Origin of the sequence: Mesorhizobium sp. YM1C-6-2, from assembly GCF_003666685.1 — a bacterium.
Taxonomy (GTDB): Bacteria; Pseudomonadota; Alphaproteobacteria; order Rhizobiales; family Rhizobiaceae; genus Mesorhizobium_K.
Genome location: NZ_RCIZ01000002.1, coordinates 343035 through 361104, shown reverse-complemented (window position 1 = coordinate 361104; position 18070 = coordinate 343035). Strand labels below are relative to the sequence as shown.

Below are 18070 nucleotides of genomic sequence, written 5' to 3'. Positions count from 1 at the left end.
AAGCCATAGTATAGTAAGGGAACCGGCCGCCCATGCGGCCGGTTCCGGAACACGGGGAGGCCTCTTTGGCGCTCATCGACCATATCCACCCCAAAGCGCTTGCGCTTGGCATCGATGCGCAGAGTGCGGAGCAGGCGATAAGCCTGCTCGCCGAAAGGCTCGAGGCACTGGGCTATGTGAGGTCGTCCTACGCCGACGCGGTGGTGAAGCGGGAGGCCACGATGCCGACGGGCTTGCCGCTCGGGCGGGCGGTCAACGTCGCCATCCCGCATACCGATCCCGAGCACGTCATCAGGCCGGGCGTCGCGCTCGGCGTGCTGTCGGCCCCGGTCGATTTCGCCAATATGGAGGAGCCGGATGAGTTGGTACCGGTCGGAGTGGTGTTCCTGCTTGCCATCGATGACAAGAACAAGCAGATCGACATGCTCCAGCAGATAATGGAAGCGATCCAGGATCCGGATACACTCAGCGGTCTCACAAGCGCGAGGACCGCCGAGGAGATCAGATCCTTGCTCGGCTGAGAAGGGAAGGAAAGCTCGGCATGGCCAGACAGAAGACCATACTCTTTGCCTGCGGCACCGGCGTCGCCACCTCGACGGCGGTCAACGCCACCGTGACCGAGGCGATGAAGGCGCGCGGGCTGACCTTCAACTCGGTCCAGTGCAAGGCGACCGAGGCGCCGAGCATGGCGGAGAACGCGGACCTGATCGTGGCGACCACGCCGGTCTCCTCGTCGATAACCATCCCGGTCATCAAGGGCCTCGCCTTCCTCACCGGCATCGGCAAGGACAAGGCGCTCGACGAGATCGAAGCCGAACTGCGCAAGTAGGCCGGGCGCAGTCAGGTAAGCGCCCAAAAAGCAAGGTCGCCTAGCCGGCGTCTTCCATCGACAGCATCGCTTCCAAGGGCATCGACTCATCGTCGCGAAGCATCACGGTGGGCAGTGGCTCAGCGCGTTTCCCCTTCCGCCTGCTACGGCGATATTTGCTCTGATATTCACGCCGTTGTTTGGCGACCTCGTAAAGAACGATGCCTGAACTGGTGCCCAGATTGAGACTCTCAATCATTCCGAACATCGGGATTGCCACACACATCTCGCTGCGCTCGACAGCAAGCTGGCTGATGCCGCGTTTTTCGTTACCAAACCAGACGGCGAGTTTCGTCGGCCCCGTGTAATCGCCTTCGTGCAGGAAAACGTTCGTCTTGCCCTTCACATGCGGCGAGGTAACGACCGACACGAAGCCCTGCTTCTCCAGATGGTCGCAGCACGCTTCGGTGCTGTCGAAGCGCCTTACGAACGTCCATTTGACGGCAGATACGGACGTGCCGGAAAGGGACTTGCGCTCGCGCATATCCTGCCAATCATCGGGAAGCGCCTTTCGCGGATCCACGATATAGACTTTTTCGACGCCGAGCGCGTTTACGTTGCGTATTACCGTCCCGATGTTTTTGATGTCGTTTGGATCTTCGACGACCGCGACCAAGTTTTTACAGCGAAACGACTTGATCGCGTCCGCGCGCTTGCGAACCGACACCCTGGGTTTTTTAACCTCGACCGTTTCCATGTAGGTTCTTTACCATCCCGCGTGGTGCGTGCTCTAGAGGGCGCCTCAAGGCCGCTCTGTTTGCTTTCGACGCTTACCGCACCAGAACGTTGCGGAACTGCCAGGGATCGCTCTTGTCGATATCCTCGGGGAACAGGCCCGGTCGGCCTTCCAACGGCGTCCAGTCGGTATAATAGCCCTTGACCGGGCCGAGATAGGGAAGCTGTACTTCCAGGCAGCGGCGGTAATCCGTCTCGTCGGCCTCGACGATGCCGGCCTCCGGGTTCTCCAGCGCCCAGACCATGCCGGCGAGCACCGCCGAGGTCACCTGCAGGCCGGTGGCGTTCTGGTAGGGGGCGAGCTTGCGAGCCTCCTCCAGCGAAAGCTGCGAGCCGAACCAGTAGGCGTTCTTCTTGTGGCCGTAGAGCAGGACCCCGAGCTCGTCGACGCCGTCGACCAGCTCATTCTCGTCGAGCACGTGGTGGACCGGCTGCGCCTTGCCCGCCGCGCCGAACATCTCGTGCAGCGACAGCACCGCGTCGTTGCAGGGATGGTAGGCGTAGTGGCAGGTCGGCCGGTAGCTCACCTTGCCGTCCTTGCCGCGCACGGTGAAGAAATCGGCAATCGAGATGGACTCGTTGTGGGTGACGAGGAAGCCGTATTGCGGGCCGGGCGTCGGGCACCAGGTACGCACGCGGGTGTTGGCGCCGGGCTGTTCGAGGAAGATCGCCGCCTTGCAGCCTTGCTTCTGCTTCCTGGCGTTCTTCGGCATCCACTTCTCATGGGTGCCCCAGCCGAGCTCGGCCGGTTGCAGGCCTTCGGAGATGAAGCCCTCGACCGACCAGGTGTTCCAGAACACGTCGAGCGGCTTCGGCTTCTTGGTGCGCTGGGTATCGCGCTCGGCGATGTGGATGCCCTTGACGCCGGCCTTCTTCATCAGCTTCGCCCAGCCCTCGCGGTCGTCGACGGTAGGCTCCTTGAACTTCAGGCCGAGATCGGTGGCGAGGTTGACGAGGGCCTGCTTGACCAGCCACGAGACCATGCCGGGGTTGGCGCCGCAGGTGGACACCGCGGTCGGACCGCCCGGATGCTTGCGCTTCTCCTCACGCAGCGTCTCGCGCAGCGCGTAGTTGGTGCGGCTGGCATTGTCGGCCTTGGCGTCGAAATAGAAGCCGAGCCAGGGCTCGACGACGGTATCGACATAGAGCGCGCCGAGCTTGCGGCAGAGATGCATCAGATCGACCGAGCCGGTATCGACCGAGAGGTTGACGCAGAAACCCTGGCCGCCGCCATTGGTAAGCAGCGGCGTCAGGAGCTTCTTGTAATTCTTGCGGGTGACGCTCTCCTGCAGGAAAGCGATGCCGCGCTCGTCGAGCAGTTTCTTGTTCTCGTCACTCGGATCGATGACGATCAGGCGCGACTTGTCGAATTTGAAATGGCGTTCGATCAGCGGCAGGGTCCCGCGCCCGATCGACCCGAAGCCGATCATCACGATTGGGCCCGTTATCTCGCCGTGAACCGGCCATTTCTGATCCGCCATTTTGGGCAGCACTCCGTCTCTGTTGCGCACTGGCCAAGCAGAAAGCACAAGGCGGTGTCACAATAAAGAGGCAAAAAGCGCGGAATTCCCCTGCCCGGGGCGGCCGGAGGCGCTATTCCAGAACGACGATGGCTTCGACCTCGAAGAGCATCGGGTCGATTGCAAGCTTCGGAACAGGCACCAAAGTCTGCGCCGGCAGCGACTTGCCGAACATAGCCTTGACGTTCCTGGTCAGCACCTCGAGCTTGGACATATCGTGATCGACCACGAAGATCGTGAGCTTGGCGACCTGATCCGGTCTGGCGCCGAGGGCTTCGATGGCGGTGCGCAAGTTGGCATAGGCCTGCTCGACCTGGACAGCGAAGTCGGGCGACAGGGCTCCGGTGCTGTCCTGGCCGCCCTGCCCGGAGATGTAGGCCACCCGGGCGTTGGGAGGCGTGATCACCGCAGTGCTGTAGCCGTTCGGTGACGGATCGTGAAGGTTCCCCGGATTGACGATGGTCAGTCCGGTCGCCGTCGCAGCGGTGGAAATTCCCATGGTCATGATGATTAGTCCTCCGATGAGCGGATGCTTGATTGTCAGTGACATGATTTTCTCGTGGCTTCGATGAACGCGAACGATCGCATCGGGCGGGATCCGCACGCTGGCCGTTCCCGCCTGAATAACGATCGACTCGTACAATGTACTACTAGTCGCATCGTACATAGTACGAGTCAACTGGACCGGGATCGACATTCGGCGCATTGACGGTCTAGATCGACCGCTCTGACAGCGAGGGCATGGATGGCAGGCAAACATAGCAGCGCCCCAGACAAACCGGTTCGTGACAAACCGGTTCGAGGCAGGGCCAAATCGGTTCGATCCGGTCAGGAGCCGCCGCTTTCCCTGGAGCGCATCGTGGCGACAGCGGTCGAACTGCTGGACGCCCAAGGGCTCGAGGGGTTGACGATGCGTCGGCTGGCCGACCGCCTCGGCTCGGGGGTGATGAGCCTTTACTGGCACGTCGACAACAAGGAGGATGTCCTGGACCTGGCGCTCGACTCGGTGCTCGAATATCGCGGACCGTCGCGGACGGCCGGGCCCCAGGCCTGGCACGAGGACGTCGTTCACATGCTCGAAGACTGGCGCGCCGGCATGCTGCGCCATCCCTGGTCGGCATTGCTGTTGCCGCGCCGGACGCTCGGCCCGAACATCCTCGGCCGCCTGGAACTGCTGAGCAGAACCTTGTCCGGGGCCGGTGTGGCGGACGCCGATCTGAACGTCGCGCTATGGTCGCTCTGGAACTATGTGATAGGCGCCACCGTCACCCGGGCGGGTTTCGGCGTCTCGGACGACGAGAGGACCGCCGCCCAGCAGCGCCTCGCAGATCAAAGCGAACGCTACCCGACAATCGCGCGCTCCCGCCTTCTCCTCGACAACGATTGGGACGGGGCTTTCAGGCAAGGCCTCGACACCCTGCTCGATGGCCTTGCCACGAGATGAGGCCGAGCCGCGGCTCAGCCGCACCGGCCAGCGGGCGCCGGGCCTGCCTTCAGAAAACCGTACCGTACCGTACGGTACGGTTTCTGGTTGCCGGGCGCGCGCTTTCATATTAACTAGGCTGCAAGGCCGGGACTGTATCGCGAGACGGCCGCAGTTTTGAGGAAACCACCCATGCCCGCCTATCGTTCACGCACCACCACCCACGGCCGCAACATGGCCGGCGCCCGCGGCCTCTGGCGCGCGACGGGCATGAAGGACGGCGATTTCGGCAAGCCGATCATCGCGGTGGTGAACTCCTTCACCCAGTTCGTGCCGGGACACGTGCACCTCAAGGACCTCGGCCAGCTCGTCGCGCGCGAGATCGAGGCCGCCGGCGGCGTGGCGAAGGAGTTCAACACGATCGCCGTCGACGACGGCATCGCCATGGGCCATGACGGCATGCTCTATTCGCTGCCGAGCCGCGAGATCATAGCCGACGCCGTCGAATATATGGTCAACGGCCACTGCGCCGACGCCATGGTCTGCATCTCCAACTGCGACAAGATCACCCCCGGCATGCTGAACGCGGCCATGCGCCTCAACATCCCGGCCGTGTTCGTCTCGGGCGGCCCGATGGAGGCCGGCAAGGCGCTGGTGAAAGGCCAGTTGCAGGCGCTCGACCTCGTCGACGCCATGGTGATGGCGGCCGACGACAAATACACCGACGAGGAAGTCGAAGCGGTCGAGCAGAACGCCTGCCCGACCTGCGGCTCCTGCTCCGGCATGTTCACCGCCAACTCGATGAACTGCCTGACCGAGGCGCTCGGCCTGTCGCTGCCCGGCAACGGCTCCACGCTCGCCACCCATTCCGACCGCAAGCGGCTGTTCGTCGAGGCCGGCCATCTCATCGTCGATCTGGCGCGGCGCTATTACGAGCAGGACGACGAGACCGCACTCCCCCGCTCCATCGCCACCCGCAAGGCGTTCGAGAACGCCATGGCGCTCGACATCGCCATGGGCGGCTCGACCAACACCGTGCTGCACATCCTGGCGGCGGCTCACGAGGGCGGCGTCGACTTCACGCTGGACGACATCAACGACCTGTCGCGCCGCGTGCCGGTGCTCTGCAAAGTGGCGCCCGCCAAGAGCGACGTGCATGTCGAGGACGTGCATCGCGCCGGCGGCATCATGGCGATCCTCGGCCAGCTCGACCGCGCCGGCCTGATCAACCGCGACGAGCCGACCGTGCATGCCGTCACCATGGGCGACGCGCTCGACCAGTGGGATATCTCGCGCACCAACAGCGAGAACGTGCGCCAGTTCTTCATGGCGGCGCCCGGCGGCGTGCGCACCACGCAGGCCTTCTCGCAGTCAAACCGCTGGGCCGAGCTCGATCTCGACCGCAAGTCGGGCGTCATCCGCTCGGCCGAACACCCCTTCTCCAAGGACGGCGGCCTCGCCGTGCTGAAGGGCAACATCGCGCTCGACGGCTGCGTGGTGAAGACCGCCGGCGTCGACGAGTCGATCCTGAAGTTCACCGGCCCAGCCGTCGTCTATGAGAGCCAGGACGCGGCGGTGAAGGGCATCCTCTCCAACGAGGTCAAGGAAGGCGATGTCGTCGTCATCCGCTACGAGGGACCGAAGGGTGGCCCGGGCATGCAGGAGATGCTCTATCCGACCAGCTACCTGAAGTCGAAGGGCCTGGGCAAAGCCTGTGCGCTCTTGACCGACGGCCGCTTCTCGGGCGGCACCTCCGGCCTCTCGATCGGCCACGCCTCGCCGGAGGCGGCTCTCGGCGGCGCGATCGGGCTGGTGAAGAACGGCGACCTCATCGAGATCGACATCCCCAACCGCACCATCAACCTCCTGGTCGACCAGCCGACCCTCGACGCCCGCCGGACCGAGCAGGACGCCAAGGGCTGGAAGCCGGCCGAGAAGCGCAAGCGCAACGTCACCACCGCGCTACGCGCCTACGCCGCCTTCGCCACCAGCGCCGACAAGGGCGCCGTGCGCATCGTGCCGGAGGAGTGAGATTTCCGCTTCATTTTCGGGAATTCTGTATGGGCCGGGAAAAATTTTCCGGCCCATGTCACATCGGGCGTTGCCATCTCGTCTTGTCTCCGGAACCATCTGAAAGGAAGCGACGATGACTGCTAGAATGAACCCCTATGTGACGCACTACGGCCTGGTGAAGCCGCTGATCGACCTCGGCAAGACCGTCAAGGGCTACGGCCTGGAAGAAAGCCTGATGAGGCTGGTCGAGATCCGCGCGTCGCAGATCAACGGCTGCGGCGTCTGCCTCGACATGCACGCCAAGGAAGCGCGCCAGGCAGGCGAGACCGAGGAGCGCGTACTGATGCTCTCGGCCTGGCGCGAGACGACGCTCTACAACGAGCGCGAGAAGGCGGCGCTCGCCTGGACCGAGACGCTGACGCGGCTGTCCGAAAAGGGCGCGCCGGACGATGTCTACGAAGCCGTGCAGGCCCAGTTCAGCGAGGAGGAGCAGGTTGCGCTTACCCTTATGGTCGGCGTGATCAACAGTTTCAACCGCATCGGCGTCGGCTTTCACGTGCCGCCCATCTCGCAGCAGCGCAAGGCCGCGTGATGGCGACCCCGTCGGCGCCGGACCCGGCATCGGTCTTCGATCCATTGCGTCCGAAGCTCGCGCGGATCGCCTATCGCATGCTGGGTTCGGTCGCCGACGCGGAGGACGTCGTCCAGGACGCATTCCTGCGCTGGATGGCGACCGACCGCTCGGCGGTGCGGCAGCCCGAAAGTTTCCTGCGCCGCACCGTCACGCGTCTTTGCCTCGACCATCTGAAATCCGCGCGCCGTCGTCGCGAGGTCTATCCGGGCGAATGGCTGCCCGAGCCGGTGGTCGAATCCGGCGAGGACGAGACCGACGACGTCACGCTGCCGCTGATGATGGCGCTCGAACGGCTCTCGCCGCTGGAACGCGCCGCCTTCATCCTGCACGACGTGTTCGGCGTCGCTTTCGAGGAGGTCGCCACGACGATCGGCCGCGACCCTGCCGCCACCCGGCAGCTTGCGGCCCGCGCGCGCAGCCACGTACGGGCCGACCGGCCCCGCTTCGACCTGCCCAGGGAAAAGGGGATCGAGATCGCCGAGGCCTTCTTCACCGCCTCGCGCAGCGGCGACATGACGGCCCTCGCCGGGTTGCTCGCGGCCGATGTCTCGATGCACACCGACGGCGGCGGCAAGAAACCCGCCACGATGAAGCCGATGCTCGGCCTCGACGAGGTGATGAAGTTCCACACCGCGCTGGCGCAGTTCTTTGCAAGGAACGGCTCGCGCTTCCTGCGTTTCGCCGTCATCAACGGCCTGCCGGGCTTCGTGACGATGGAGGCCGACGACACGCTGCAGACGACTGCCCTCGACATCCGTGACGGCAAGATCTTCGGCATCTACGTCATGCGCAACCCCGACAAGCTGAAGCATGTCGAGCACGCGCTGAATTGAGGGGCGTGCGCCTTGTCGGCTAAGCCGCCGCGATCCCCCGCAGCGCCTCCACCAGCCTGTCGCGGTCGGCGGTGAGGCCCTTGTAGTCGAGCTGCTCGCCGTCGAGGGCGAGAAGCTGTTCGGCGAATGAGGCCGCCAGCGTTGCGCGGTCCGGCCGGCTCTTCAGCAGTCCCATCGGATCGAGATGGATGCGAATGGTGAACAGGATGTCGCCCGAGACAGGCAGCTTCCGAAGCGTCTGCCGCTCGACGCGGATGAAGGCGCGGGCGGCGGCCTCGACATCGGGAAAGCGGACCGGCCGGCCGGTGGCGCGGTCGATGCGCTCGTCGTTCGACAGCGGGTGATAGAGCGCGTCGCCTGCCTGGATCGACCAGTTGAAGCGCTCCACCGGCTGCGCGATCTGCAGTCTGCCGAACATGCGGTCGATCAGCCCGGCATTGCGCGTGCCCGGTCCGAATCCCGGCACCGGGACATGGATTTCAGACATGGCCTTGCCGAATTTTTCCGTCAGCCGCCACGAGGACGGGAAGCAGAGCGCGCCGGCGGCGAGTCGCCAGCTCTCCTCGCCGCGCCGCATCAGGATCAGGTCTTCCTGCACGAGCAGCGATGCCTGCTGGAGCGGTGGCAGCTCCTGTGCCTCAAGCCCGTCGAGTTCCGGCTGGCCGGCAACGATCAGCCTGTTACCGTCCTGCCGGTAGCGTTCCGGAAACCGCGTCGGCAGATGCTCGGTCAGCAGAGCCAGCACCTCGGCCTGCGCCTCTTCGGTGCCGGGCTCGGCAACGAAGACGTCACGCGCATGCGCGGCGTAGATGCGCCGCTTTTCAGCAAGCTGGAAATCGAAGGTCTCGTCGATCTCGATCCAGGTCGTCAGGTCGAGCTGCTTCAGCCCGATCTGAAAAAGCTTCGACGAACCGTCATAGGGCGTGTGGATGGGGAGTTGCGTCACAACAGGCCTGTCTCGTTCCGCTTCGCGATAACGTTTCGAATTGGTGGCTGCAACATTCGCCTGCTAGGCCAGCCTCGCCTTGATCAGCCCGCGCAGGGAATTGCCCACATAGAGCGCCCTTGCCGCGCGCAAATCGACCTCCGTCAGCACCGCCTCTTTCGCCTTCCCTTCATCGATCATCTCGCCGCGGAGCACGCCGGGCAGCAGGCCGCAGTCGAGCGCCGGCGTGACCAGCACCAGCCCGCCCGTGTCGATGTAGACGTTGGTGATCGTGCCTTCGCAGACCTCGCCGCGCTCGTTGAGGAGCAGAACCTCGTCCGCCTCCTCGCGCGAAAATTCCGCCCGCGCCGCCTCGTACACCTGCCTGCGCGTCGTCTTGTGGCGGATCAGCGGATCGGCCGAATCCAGCCGCGTCGCGGCGATGCGCAGCGACCACACCGCATCCGCGGGCAGCGGTTCGAACGGCGCGGTCGTCGCCTTTATCTCGCCATTCCGCACTAGCGTCAGCCGTACCCTGAGCGGCACGCGCTCGCCCTTGCATTCACGCAACGCCTCGCCGATCGCCTCGGGATCCGCGGCGAAGCCAAGCGCATGCGCGGAGGCGTAAAGCCGCTGGAGATGCCGCTCCAGCCGCACGAACCCCTCGCCGGGCTCCCAGCGCAGCGTCTCGATCAGCTCGAGGCCGGCGGCCGTCCCGTCGCGTAGCGCGCCTTCAGCAGGCATTCGGCATATTCCTCCTCGGCGGTGGAATCGAACACCACGCCGCCGCCGACATTGTAGACGGCCTCGCCGTCGGGGAAGAGGGTGATGGTGCGGATGGCGACGTTGAAGCGCATCCGGCCGCCAGGCTCGATCCAGCCGATGGCGCCGCAATAGGCGTTGCGCGGCGCCGTCTCCAGCTCGCGGAGAATCTCCATCGCGCGGATCTTCGGCGCCCCGGTGATCGAGCCGCAGGGGAACAGCGCCGCGAAGATGTCGCGGATGGTGAGGCCCGGCAGCAGCTTTGCGCGCACCCGGCTCACCATCTGGTGGACTGTCGCAAAACTCTCGATGCGGAAGAGCTCCGGCACGTCGAGCGTGCCGACCTCTGATATCAGCGAGATGTCGTTCCTGAGCAGGTCGACGATCATCCGGTTCTCGGCCTGGTTCTTCGGATCGTTGGCGAGGAAACGCTTCAGTTCCTCGTCCTCCTCCGGCGTGGCGCCGCGCGGCGCCGTGCCCTTCATCGGGTGCGTCTCGATCCAGCCCTCGTCGTCGATCTCGAAGAAAAGCTCCGGTGAGCGCGAAAGGATCACCGGTCCGCCGAGATCGACCAGCGCGCCGTATTTCACCGCCTGCCGCGCAGCCAGCGCGTCGAAGGCCGACAGCGGATCGCCCGTCCATTTCGCCTCGACCGGGAAGGTCAGGTTTGCCTGGTAGCAGTCGCCCTCGCGCAGGTGCCGGTGCACGCGGTCGAAACGTTTCCTGTAGTCCTCGAACGACCACGTCGCGCTGACGCCGAAGATCGGCCCGTTGGTCTGCGGACGGCGGTCCTGCGGCAGCGCGTTTTCCGACGGACCATCGAAAACGCCAAGCATCATCAGCGGCGTGCGCCTGTCCTCTGGAATGATCGGCGCAAGCTTCGGCTCCAGCAGGTAGCCCGCCTCGTAGGAAAAATAGCCGGCGAGCCATTTTCCCTGCTCATGCGCCTTCTGCGCCGCCTCCAGTGCGGGGAAAAACTCCTCGGGCTTCTCCGCGACGATGATTTTCCGCGGCCGGTCGAACAGCACCTCGCTGCCCGAGAAATCGTCGCGGAAGAGGATGAAGGGTGATTTCAGCACGGGCGCGGTCCGCCGATCGGGTGGCCTTTGCCTAGTCCAGCGCTTCCAGCTCGTCGATCAGCCCGCTGATCACGCCGAGCCCGATCTGCCAGAATTTCGGGTCCGATGCATCGAGCCCGAACGGCTTCAGGAGCTCCGAATGGTGCTTGGTGCCGCCGGCCTTCAGCATCTCGAAATATTTCTCCTGAAAACCACGCTCGGCATTCTGGTAGACCGCGTAGAGCGAGTTCACCAGGCAGTCGCCGAAAGCATAGGCATACACGTAGAAGGGCGAATGGATGAAGTGCGGGATGTAGGTCCAGAACGTCTCGTAGCCTTCGCGCAGCTTGATCGCCGGGCCCAGGCTCTCTGCCTGCACCTCCAGCCAGAATTCGCCGATCTTGTCCGACGTCAGCTCGCCGTTCTTGCGCTCCGTGTGCACCTTGCGCTCGAATTCGTAGAAGGCGATCTGGCGCACCACCGTGTTGATCATGTCCTCGACCTTCTGGGCGAGCATCGCCTTGCGCTCGCGCCGGTCGCTCGTCCTGTCGAGCAGCGAGCGGAAAGTCAGCATCTCGCCGAACACCGAGGCCGTCTCGGCGAGCGTCAGCGGCGTCGACGCCATCAGCGCGCCCTGCCCCGCCGCCAGCACCTGGTGGACGCCGTGGCCGAGTTCGTGCGCCAGCGTCATCACGTCGCGCGGCTTGCCCATGTAGTTCAGGAGCACGTAGGGGTGCGCCGAGGGAACCGTCGGATGCGCGAAGGCGCCCGGCGCCTTGCCGGGGCGCACCGGCGCATCGATCCAGTTCTTGTCGAAAAAGGTGCGCGCGATCTCCGCCATGTCGGGCGAGAAATCCTGGTAGGCGGAGAGCACCGTGTTCTTCGCTTCGTCCCACTGGATCGTCGCCTGCGGGGTTTCGGGCAGCGGCGCGTTGCGGTCCCAGTGGTTCATCGCCTCCATGCCGAGCCAGCGCGCCTTCATGGCATAATAGCGGTGCGACAGCCGCGGATAGGCTTCGCGAACGGCGGCGGCCAGCGCATCCACGACCTCGCGCTCCACCCGGTTGGCCAGATGCCTGGAATCGGCGATATCCTGGAAGCCACGCCAGCGGTCGGAGATCTCCTTGTCCTTGGCCAGCGTGTTGGTGATCAGCGTGAAGCTGCGCAGGTTCTTGCGGAAGGTCGCCGCCAGCGCCTCGGCGGCCTCGCGGCGCACCGCGCCGTCGGCGTCCTGCAGCCGGTTCAGCGTCGGCTCAAGCAGCATCTCCTCGCCGCCGACGTCGAAGCGCAGTTCCGTCATCGTCTCGTCGAACAGGCGGTTCCACGCGCCGCGCCCGGTGATCGACTTCTCGTGGAAGAGCTGCTCGATGCGGTCCTCGAGCTGATAGGGCTTGTCCTTCCTGAGGTCGATGACCCACGGCCGGTAGTGGCCGAACAGCGGATCGGCCGCCAGCGCCTTTTCGATCAGCGCGTCGTCGATCAGGTTGAGCTCCAGCGCAAAGAACAGGAGATGCGCGGAAGCATCGGTCATCTTCTCCTGGATGTCGCCGTAGAGCTTCGCCCGCTTCGGGTCGGACGTGTCGCCGGCATAGACGAGGCCCGCATAGGAGGCGACGCGGCCGATCAGTTCCTCCAGCGCCTCGAAGTCCCGCAGCGCTTCGCCGAGCCGGCCCGCCGCGCCTTTCTCCGCCTCGGCGGCGAGCGTGCCCTTCCAGCGGGTTTCGAAAGCCTGCGATTCGCGCCCGGCGCGCTCGATGTCGGCCTTCAGCTCCGGCGCATCCATGCTCGCATAGAGGTCGGCGAGGTTCCATTCCGGCAGGTCACCGAGCGCCGCCTTGGCCTCTTTCGCCGCCGCGGCGCCCGTTCTTTGCGCCGAAACCGCTCTTTGCGTTGAAAACGTCCGCATTTGACCGCCTTCCGATCCGAAACCGTGAAAAGTCTAAAGACTTCGTTCACCGGCTTTTTTGAAGCGTTATTTAGAAGCCTGTGCCAAGTTGATCCAGTCGCCGGCGACGGCTCCCGAGGGCATGCCCCAAATAGCGATCTCTCATGGCAGGTTCCATACTCATAGTCGATGACGATCCGGTGCAGCGCCGCCTGCTCCAGGCGGCATTGCAGAAATTCGGCTACGAGACGCTGCTCGCCGAAGGCGGCGAGGCAGCTCTCGCGGCGCTCGAAACGGCCGCCGGCGGCGATATCGCCGCGATCGTGCTCGATCTGGCAATGCCCGGCATCGACGGCATCGGCGTGCTCCAGGCGATGCGCGAGCGCGGCATCGCCATCCCCGTCGTCGTCCAGACCGCCCAGGGCGGCATCGACACCGTCGTGTCGGCCATGCGCAACGGCGCCGTCGACTTCGTCGTCAAGCCGGCCTCGCCCGAACGCCTGCGCACCGCGATCGCCAACGCGCTGAAGGTCGAGGCGCTGGAGGCCGACGCAAGGCGCGCACAGCGGAAGGGCGGCGTCGTCACCTTCCGCGACATCGTCACCAGAAGCCCGGCGATGGACAAGGTGATCCGTCTTGCGCAGAAGGCCGCCGCCTCCAACATCCCGATCCTCGTCGAGGGCGAATCGGGCGTCGGCAAGGAACTCGTCGCCCGCGCCATCCAGGGCTCGGGCGAGCGCCGCTCAAAACCCTTCGTCACCGTCAATTGCGGCGCCATCCCCGACAATCTGGTCGAATCGATCCTTTTCGGCCACGAAAAGGGCTCATTCACCGGCGCCACCGAAAAACATGTCGGCAAGTTCGTCGAGGCGCATGGCGGCACGCTCTTCCTCGACGAGATCGGCGACCTCCCCCTGGACGTGCAGGTGAAGCTCCTGCGAGCCGTGCAGGACGGCGAGATCGATCCCGTCGGCGGCAAATCGACGGTAAAGGTCGATATCAGGCTGATCTCCGCCACCCACCGCGACCTTCTGCAGCAGGTGAAGGACGGAAAGTTCCGCGAGGACCTGTTCTACCGCCTCAACGTCTATCCGATCGTGGTGCCGCCGCTCAGGGAGCGCCGCGCCGACATCCCTTATCTCGTCCGCCATTTCATGGCCCGCGTGGCGTCCGGCAAGGGCGCGCCGCGCATCGACAAGATCTCCGAAGGCGCACTCGCCATGCTCGGCGCCTATGACTGGCCGGGCAACATCAGGCAGCTCGAAAACGCGGTTTTCCGGGCTTCCGTGCTCTGCGAGGGCGATACGCTGACCGAGGAGGAGTTCCCGCAGATCCGAGCGCAGATGGAGGGTTCCATCGACCTCGACCGCCACGAAACCCGGCCTGGAAACGGCTTGGCAACGGCGGCCGCCGAATCGCCCGGGGTCGCCCCTCAGCCCCCGGCGGCGGCGTTCGGCATACTCAAGGCGCTCGACGAGCGCGGCAATGTGCGCACGCTCGCCGACGTCGAGGTCGAGATGATCAGGCTCGCCATCGACCACTACAGGGGCCAGATGAGCGAGGTGGCGCGCCGGCTGGGGATAGGGCGCTCGACGCTCTACAGGAAGCTCAAGGAATATGGTATCGATCCCGAAGCTGGCCGCGCCGATCGGGAGGATCGGCTTGCTTCCTGATCGCGGCAGGCCCCGTCGATAGGGTGGGATTTGAATTAAACCTGCGGTTTACCAAGAAATCGGCTTGACGATTTGCACCGGATTTCCGCCACGGTCTCACCGCATTTCGGCTTCAATAAGCGAGGATTAACCATTAGGATCGATATTCGGATGTCTTCCAACACATCCGTGCGTCATCTCCGGGGACAAACGGCAGCCTGCAAGGCCATTTGATTTGACGAATACAGACCGACCCATCGATCGGCGGACGTTGAAGACCACGGTCTGGCCGAAGTGGCTTGCTGGTTTCATGCTGGCTTTCGGTTTCGTTTTGGCCATGGCCCCCGCCGCAGAGGCCGAAACCCGCACGCTCAAGCTCTATTTCATCCACACCAAGGAAAAGGCCGAGATCACCTTCAAGCGCAACGGCCGCTACGACCAGGCCGGGCTGAAGAAGATCAACAATTTCCTGCGCGACTGGCGGCGCAACGAGCCTACGAAGATGGACCCGCGGCTGCTCGACGCCGTCTGGGAGACCTACAAGGCCGTCGGCGCCAGGGATTATATCCACGTCGTCTCCGCCTATCGCTCGCCGGCCACCAACTCGATGCTGCGCAAGCGCTCGAAGGGCGTCGCCAACAAGAGCCAGCACATGCTCGGCAAGGCGATGGACTTCTATATCCCCGGTGTTTCGCTGAAGAAGCTGCGCGACGCAGGCTTGCGCGCCCAGGCCGGCGGCGTCGGCTATTATCCGCGTTCCGGCTCGCCCTTCGTCCACATGGACGTCGGCAACGTGCGCCACTGGCCGCGCATGAGCCGCCAGGAGCTGGTCGCGGTGTTCCCGAACGGCAAGACGCTGCATGTGCCTTCCGACGGCAAGCCGTTGCCCGGCTTCGAGACCGCGCTCGCCTCCTACGAGGCACGCAAGAAGAGCGGCACCACCGCGCTCGCCCTTGCCGCCAGCCCTTCGAAGTCCGGCCGGTCCGGCGGCCTGCTCTCGGCGCTCTTCGGCGGCGGCGCCGACGAGGAAGAGGACAACGGCGAAGAATCGGTCGCAGCCGCCGCCCCTGCCGCGCGGGCGCCGAAGAAGCCTGCCGGCGAGATCCAGATCGTCCCGCCGGAGCTCGCCACGCCCGCAGCCGCTGCCACACCGGCGGTCGAGGAGCCGATCGAGGCGACCCCCGAGACGATCATCGCGGCGCTCCCCGCACGCGACATCCCGCTGCCGGCCTTCGCGCCGCGGCCGCAGGCCGATGTCGGCCCGACGACGGTTGCCGCAGCGCAGCCCGAAAACATCCCCTTCGGCATGGCCGAGGTGCTGCCGGAGGACGGCGGCGACGAGATCGGCGAAGACGCCGGCATCAACGTCCCGCTGCCGACCTGGCGGCCCGATCCCGGGGTCGGGGAGGACGGCTCGCTGCTCGCCCTCGCACAGCCCGAATCCGATAGCGCCGCGGTCCTGCAGGAAGTCGGCCTTGCCGGCCTGAACGGCTCCGAATCCGACGCCATCGAGGCCGTGATCCAGGAAAACAGCAACCGTCTCGCAGGGCTCTCCAGGCCTGCCGGCATCGACGAAGCTGTCGCCTCGCTTTCCCGCGACACCGAAGCCGCGGCCAAGCCGGGCAGCGTGAAGACGACGGAGAAGGCCGCCCGCGCCCGTTCCGGCGCCAGGCCGGCTCCGAAGCCGCTGGTCGTTGCCGCCCAGCCGGAGGCCGCCCGCTGGGCGCTCAGCGGCGAGACGCATCTCGCCTACGCCGCCGGCGGCCCGTCGATCGAGCATCTGCGCAGCGTGGCGAGCGAGGTCTACGCCACCGGCTTCCAGCGCGACACGGTGGTGGCCGACGCCAGCCGCTTCAGCGGCAAGGCGATCACCTTCATGCCGGTCGCCCGCTTCGAGAACTGAACCGCCAGCTCTGGCAAAACAAAAAGGCCGGCATCGCCGGCCTTTTTCATTTGCAGCCCTTCGAGCGGACGGCGCACGAGCGGCGCCTCAGGCCGACCGCCCTGCCCGCGCCAGTCCGTGCTCCACCAGCCGGTCGATGATCTCGGGATAGCTGACGCCGCTCGCGGCCATCGCCTTCGAATACATGCTGATGTCGGTGAAGCCGGGGATCGTGTTCACCTCGTTGACGAGGCACTCCATGTCCTCGGTCACGAAGAAGTCGACGCGCGCCATGGCGTCGCAGCCGAGCGCCCGGAAGGCGGCGGCGGCCAGTTCCCGGACCTTGCCTTCGATCCCCTGCGCCAGTTCCGCCGGCACCTTCAGCGCCGCGCCCTGCTCGTCGATATATTTGGCGTCGTAGCTGTAGAAGCCGTGGCTTTCGGCGGGCACGATCTCGCCGGGGCGCGAGACGAAAAGCGCGCCCTCGGTATCCTCCAGCACGCTGCATTCGATCTCGCGTCCGCGGATGAATTGTTCGGCCAGCAGCTTGCGGTCGTGCCGGAACCCTTCGGTGAGCGCCGCCTTGTATTCCGCCTCGCTGGAAACCTTGCTCACCCCGACGGAGGAGCCCTGCCGGGCCGGCTTGATGAAGACCGGAAGCCCGAGTTCGCCCTCGATCTCCGTAAAATCCGGGGTCGAGCCCTGCTGGATGGTGACCGACCGCGCAACGGAGAGGCCCGCCTCCTTCATGAGGCGCTTGGCGATATCCTTGTCGAGCGCGGTCGCTGACCCGAGTATGCCGCATCCGGCGAGCGGCACGCGCGCCACTTCCGCCAGCCCTTGAATTGCGCCGTCCTCGCCATGCAACCCGTGCAGGACCGGAAACATGATGTCGATTGCAGGCAGTTCGTGCGGCGCGCCTTCCTGCGGGATGGCGAGCACGCGCCCCTGCCCGCCCGGCACCAGGCTGAGTTCCACGCCGCCGGCGGGCTTCGCCAGCGTCCCGTCCTCGTAGCTCGACAGCAGCCAGCGTCCCTCGCGGGTGACGAAGACCGGGACGGCATCGTATTTCGCCGCATCAAGCGCGCGCATGACGTTGTTGGCGGACATCACCGAGACGTCATGCTCGGCGGAGCGTCCGCCAAAGAGCACCGCTATGCGCAACCTGTTCGCGGCCATGGGCGACGAGGCTCAGATCGGCTTCAGCTCGCTCGCCTGGCGGGCGAGCGATTCGATCATGTCCCATTTGCCTTCGCGGATCATCTCGTCCGGCGCCACCCACGAGCCGCCGACGCAGACCACGTTCGGCACGGCGAGATATTCCGGCGCGTTGAGCGCCGAGATGCCGCCGGTCGGACAGAAGCGCACCGCGGCGAGCGGCGAGGCGAGCGACCGCAGAAACACGGTGCCGCCGGCCTGCTCGGCCGGAAAGAATTTCTGGAAACTGATGCCGGCTTCCAGCGCCATCATGACCTCGCCCGGCGTGATCGCGCCGGGCAGCAGCGGCACCTCGCTGTCGCCTTGCGCAGCGATCAGGCTCGCCGTCACGCCGGGGCTGACGATGAATTTCGAGCCGGCGGCGGCCGCCTCCGCGAACTGCTTCGGATCGAGCACGGTGCCGGCACCGACAATTGCCTCCTCGACCTCGCCGGCCACGCGGCGGATCGCCTCCAGCGCATCCTTGGTGCGCAGCGTGATCTCGATCATCCGCAGGCCGCCGGCAGCAAGAGCGCGGGCAAGTGGCACCGCGTCCGCCGCGTCCTTCACCTTCAGCACCGGGATGACCGGCTGGCCGCCGAGCAGGGAGATGAGCTTTTCGGATTTTCCGGTCATGGGTCCTCTTTCGGCGCGCGGGGATTTTGGACCGGTTAGCAGAAGGC

Annotated in this window: 17 protein-coding genes; 8 read left to right on the top strand and 9 right to left on the bottom strand. The window is 65.4% G+C overall.

Annotated features, from left to right (window positions below; genetic code table 11):
* Nucleotides 1-32 precede the first annotated feature (32 nt).
* Together D8676_RS06645 and D8676_RS06640 are read left to right on the top strand one after the other, a co-directional pair.
* Nucleotides 33-521: a PTS sugar transporter subunit IIA gene (locus D8676_RS06645; protein WP_121580059.1), complete on the top strand. Its 489-nt coding sequence runs from the start codon at nucleotides 33-35 to the stop codon at nucleotides 519-521.
* A gap of 20 nt (nucleotides 522-541) precedes the next feature.
* Nucleotides 542-829, top strand: coding sequence for a PTS sugar transporter subunit IIB (locus tag D8676_RS06640; RefSeq protein ID WP_121580058.1), 288 nt, complete (start codon nucleotides 542-544; stop codon nucleotides 827-829).
* A gap of 40 nt (nucleotides 830-869) precedes the next feature.
* On the opposite strand, the gene D8676_RS06635 is transcribed toward D8676_RS06640, so the two are convergent.
* The 3 genes from D8676_RS06635 to D8676_RS06625 all read right to left on the bottom strand — a co-directional run bounded on the left by D8676_RS06635 (nucleotide 870) and on the right by D8676_RS06625 (nucleotide 3673).
* Nucleotides 870-1565, bottom strand: coding sequence for an RNA methyltransferase (locus D8676_RS06635; protein WP_121580057.1), 696 nt, complete (start codon nucleotides 1563-1565; stop codon nucleotides 870-872).
* A 73-nt stretch (nucleotides 1566-1638) separates the two neighbouring features.
* Nucleotides 1639-3084 carry a homospermidine synthase gene (locus tag D8676_RS06630; protein WP_121580056.1) on the bottom strand — a complete coding sequence of 482 codons (1446 nt, stop codon included), beginning with the start codon at nucleotides 3082-3084 and terminating at the stop codon, nucleotides 1639-1641.
* 112 nt (nucleotides 3085-3196) lie between these two features.
* Nucleotides 3197-3673, bottom strand: a complete 477-nt coding sequence (locus D8676_RS06625; protein ID WP_121580055.1) for a RidA family protein — start codon at nucleotides 3671-3673, stop codon at nucleotides 3197-3199.
* Between the two features lie 195 nt (nucleotides 3674-3868).
* Here D8676_RS06625 and D8676_RS06620 point away from each other — a divergent pair, with 195 nt between their 5' ends.
* The 4 genes from D8676_RS06620 to D8676_RS06605 all read left to right on the top strand — a co-directional run bounded on the left by D8676_RS06620 (nucleotide 3869) and on the right by D8676_RS06605 (nucleotide 8026).
* Nucleotides 3869-4567 carry a TetR/AcrR family transcriptional regulator C-terminal domain-containing protein gene (locus D8676_RS06620; RefSeq protein ID WP_121580054.1) on the top strand — a complete coding sequence of 233 codons (699 nt, stop codon included), beginning with the start codon at nucleotides 3869-3871 and terminating at the stop codon, nucleotides 4565-4567.
* Nucleotides 4568-4738: 171 nt separating this feature from the next.
* Nucleotides 4739-6577: a dihydroxy-acid dehydratase gene (ilvD, locus tag D8676_RS06615; protein ID WP_121580053.1), complete on the top strand. Its 1839-nt coding sequence runs from the start codon at nucleotides 4739-4741 to the stop codon at nucleotides 6575-6577.
* A gap of 115 nt (nucleotides 6578-6692) precedes the next feature.
* Nucleotides 6693-7151: a carboxymuconolactone decarboxylase family protein gene (locus D8676_RS06610; RefSeq protein WP_121580052.1), complete on the top strand. Its 459-nt coding sequence runs from the start codon at nucleotides 6693-6695 to the stop codon at nucleotides 7149-7151.
* Nucleotides 7151-8026 (top strand): sigma-70 family RNA polymerase sigma factor, encoded by an 876-nt coding sequence (locus D8676_RS06605; protein ID WP_121580051.1) that lies wholly within the window; start codon nucleotides 7151-7153, stop codon nucleotides 8024-8026. The genes D8676_RS06610 and D8676_RS06605 overlap by 1 nt, the downstream gene beginning before the upstream one ends.
* 19 nt (nucleotides 8027-8045) lie before the next feature.
* Here the strand turns inward: D8676_RS06605 and D8676_RS06600 are convergent, their stop codons facing one another.
* The 4 genes from D8676_RS06600 to D8676_RS06585 all read right to left on the bottom strand — a co-directional run bounded on the left by D8676_RS06600 (nucleotide 8046) and on the right by D8676_RS06585 (nucleotide 12677).
* On the bottom strand, nucleotides 8046-8972 hold the full coding sequence (locus D8676_RS06600; RefSeq protein WP_121580050.1) for a DUF3445 domain-containing protein: 927 nt from the start codon (nucleotides 8970-8972) through the stop codon (nucleotides 8046-8048).
* Between the two features lie 63 nt (nucleotides 8973-9035).
* The gene (locus D8676_RS06595; protein WP_121580049.1) at nucleotides 9036-9695 is read right to left on the bottom strand and encodes an aminotransferase class IV family protein; all 660 of its coding nucleotides are present in this window, start codon (nucleotides 9693-9695) and stop codon (nucleotides 9036-9038) included.
* The gene (locus tag D8676_RS06590; protein ID WP_121580449.1) at nucleotides 9644-10789 is read right to left on the bottom strand and encodes an aminodeoxychorismate synthase component I; all 1146 of its coding nucleotides are present in this window, start codon (nucleotides 10787-10789) and stop codon (nucleotides 9644-9646) included. The genes D8676_RS06595 and D8676_RS06590 overlap by 52 nt, the downstream gene beginning before the upstream one ends.
* A gap of 34 nt (nucleotides 10790-10823) precedes the next feature.
* Complete coding sequence (locus D8676_RS06585; protein WP_121580048.1) at nucleotides 10824-12677, bottom strand: M3 family oligoendopeptidase; 1854 nt, start codon at nucleotides 12675-12677, stop codon at nucleotides 10824-10826.
* A gap of 143 nt (nucleotides 12678-12820) precedes the next feature.
* On the opposite strand from D8676_RS06585, the gene D8676_RS06580 reads away from it, so the two are divergent.
* Nucleotides 12821-14329: a sigma-54 dependent transcriptional regulator gene (locus tag D8676_RS06580; protein WP_121580047.1), complete on the top strand. Its 1509-nt coding sequence runs from the start codon at nucleotides 12821-12823 to the stop codon at nucleotides 14327-14329.
* A gap of 316 nt (nucleotides 14330-14645) precedes the next feature.
* Complete coding sequence (locus D8676_RS06575) at nucleotides 14646-16211, top strand: DUF882 domain-containing protein (RefSeq protein WP_245426638.1); 1566 nt, start codon at nucleotides 14646-14648, stop codon at nucleotides 16209-16211.
* Between the two features lie 87 nt (nucleotides 16212-16298).
* Here D8676_RS06575 and D8676_RS06570 read toward each other — a convergent pair whose 3' ends face one another.
* Together D8676_RS06570 and D8676_RS06565 are read right to left on the bottom strand one after the other, a co-directional pair.
* Nucleotides 16299-17369 carry a D-alanine--D-alanine ligase family protein gene (locus tag D8676_RS06570; RefSeq protein ID WP_121580046.1) on the bottom strand — a complete coding sequence of 357 codons (1071 nt, stop codon included), beginning with the start codon at nucleotides 17367-17369 and terminating at the stop codon, nucleotides 16299-16301.
* Between the two features lie 12 nt (nucleotides 17370-17381).
* The gene (locus tag D8676_RS06565) at nucleotides 17382-18023 is read right to left on the bottom strand and encodes a 2-dehydro-3-deoxy-phosphogluconate aldolase (RefSeq protein WP_121580045.1); all 642 of its coding nucleotides are present in this window, start codon (nucleotides 18021-18023) and stop codon (nucleotides 17382-17384) included.
* Nucleotides 18024-18070 lie beyond the last annotated feature (47 nt).

Excerpts from the sequence above, each read along its gene's own strand:
- D8676_RS06645 (WP_121580059.1), top strand. The coding sequence starts at position 33 with ATGCGGCCGGTTCCGGAACACGGGGAGGCCTCTTTGGCGCTCATCGAC.
- D8676_RS06640 (WP_121580058.1), top strand. The coding sequence starts at position 542 with ATGGCCAGACAGAAGACCATACTCTTTGCCTGCGGCACCGGCGTCGCC.
- D8676_RS06635 (WP_121580057.1), bottom strand. The coding sequence starts at position 1,565 with ATGGAAACGGTCGAGGTTAAAAAACCCAGGGTGTCGGTTCGCAAGCGC.
- D8676_RS06630 (WP_121580056.1), bottom strand. The coding sequence starts at position 3,084 with ATGGCGGATCAGAAATGGCCGGTTCACGGCGAGATAACGGGCCCAATC.
- D8676_RS06625 (WP_121580055.1), bottom strand. The coding sequence starts at position 3,673 with ATGTCACTGACAATCAAGCATCCGCTCATCGGAGGACTAATCATCATG.
- D8676_RS06620 (WP_121580054.1), top strand. The coding sequence starts at position 3,869 with ATGGCAGGCAAACATAGCAGCGCCCCAGACAAACCGGTTCGTGACAAA.
- ilvD (WP_121580053.1), top strand. The coding sequence starts at position 4,739 with ATGCCCGCCTATCGTTCACGCACCACCACCCACGGCCGCAACATGGCC.
- D8676_RS06610 (WP_121580052.1), top strand. The coding sequence starts at position 6,693 with ATGACTGCTAGAATGAACCCCTATGTGACGCACTACGGCCTGGTGAAG.
- D8676_RS06605 (WP_121580051.1), top strand. The coding sequence starts at position 7,151 with ATGGCGACCCCGTCGGCGCCGGACCCGGCATCGGTCTTCGATCCATTG.
- D8676_RS06595 (WP_121580049.1), bottom strand. The coding sequence starts at position 9,695 with ATGCCTGCTGAAGGCGCGCTACGCGACGGGACGGCCGCCGGCCTCGAG.
- D8676_RS06585 (WP_121580048.1), bottom strand. The coding sequence starts at position 12,677 with ATGCGGACGTTTTCAACGCAAAGAGCGGTTTCGGCGCAAAGAACGGGC.
- D8676_RS06580 (WP_121580047.1), top strand. The coding sequence starts at position 12,821 with ATGGCAGGTTCCATACTCATAGTCGATGACGATCCGGTGCAGCGCCGC.
- D8676_RS06575 (WP_245426638.1), top strand. The coding sequence starts at position 14,646 with ATGGCCCCCGCCGCAGAGGCCGAAACCCGCACGCTCAAGCTCTATTTC.
- D8676_RS06570 (WP_121580046.1), bottom strand. The coding sequence starts at position 17,369 with ATGGCCGCGAACAGGTTGCGCATAGCGGTGCTCTTTGGCGGACGCTCC.
- D8676_RS06565 (WP_121580045.1), bottom strand. The coding sequence starts at position 18,023 with ATGACCGGAAAATCCGAAAAGCTCATCTCCCTGCTCGGCGGCCAGCCG.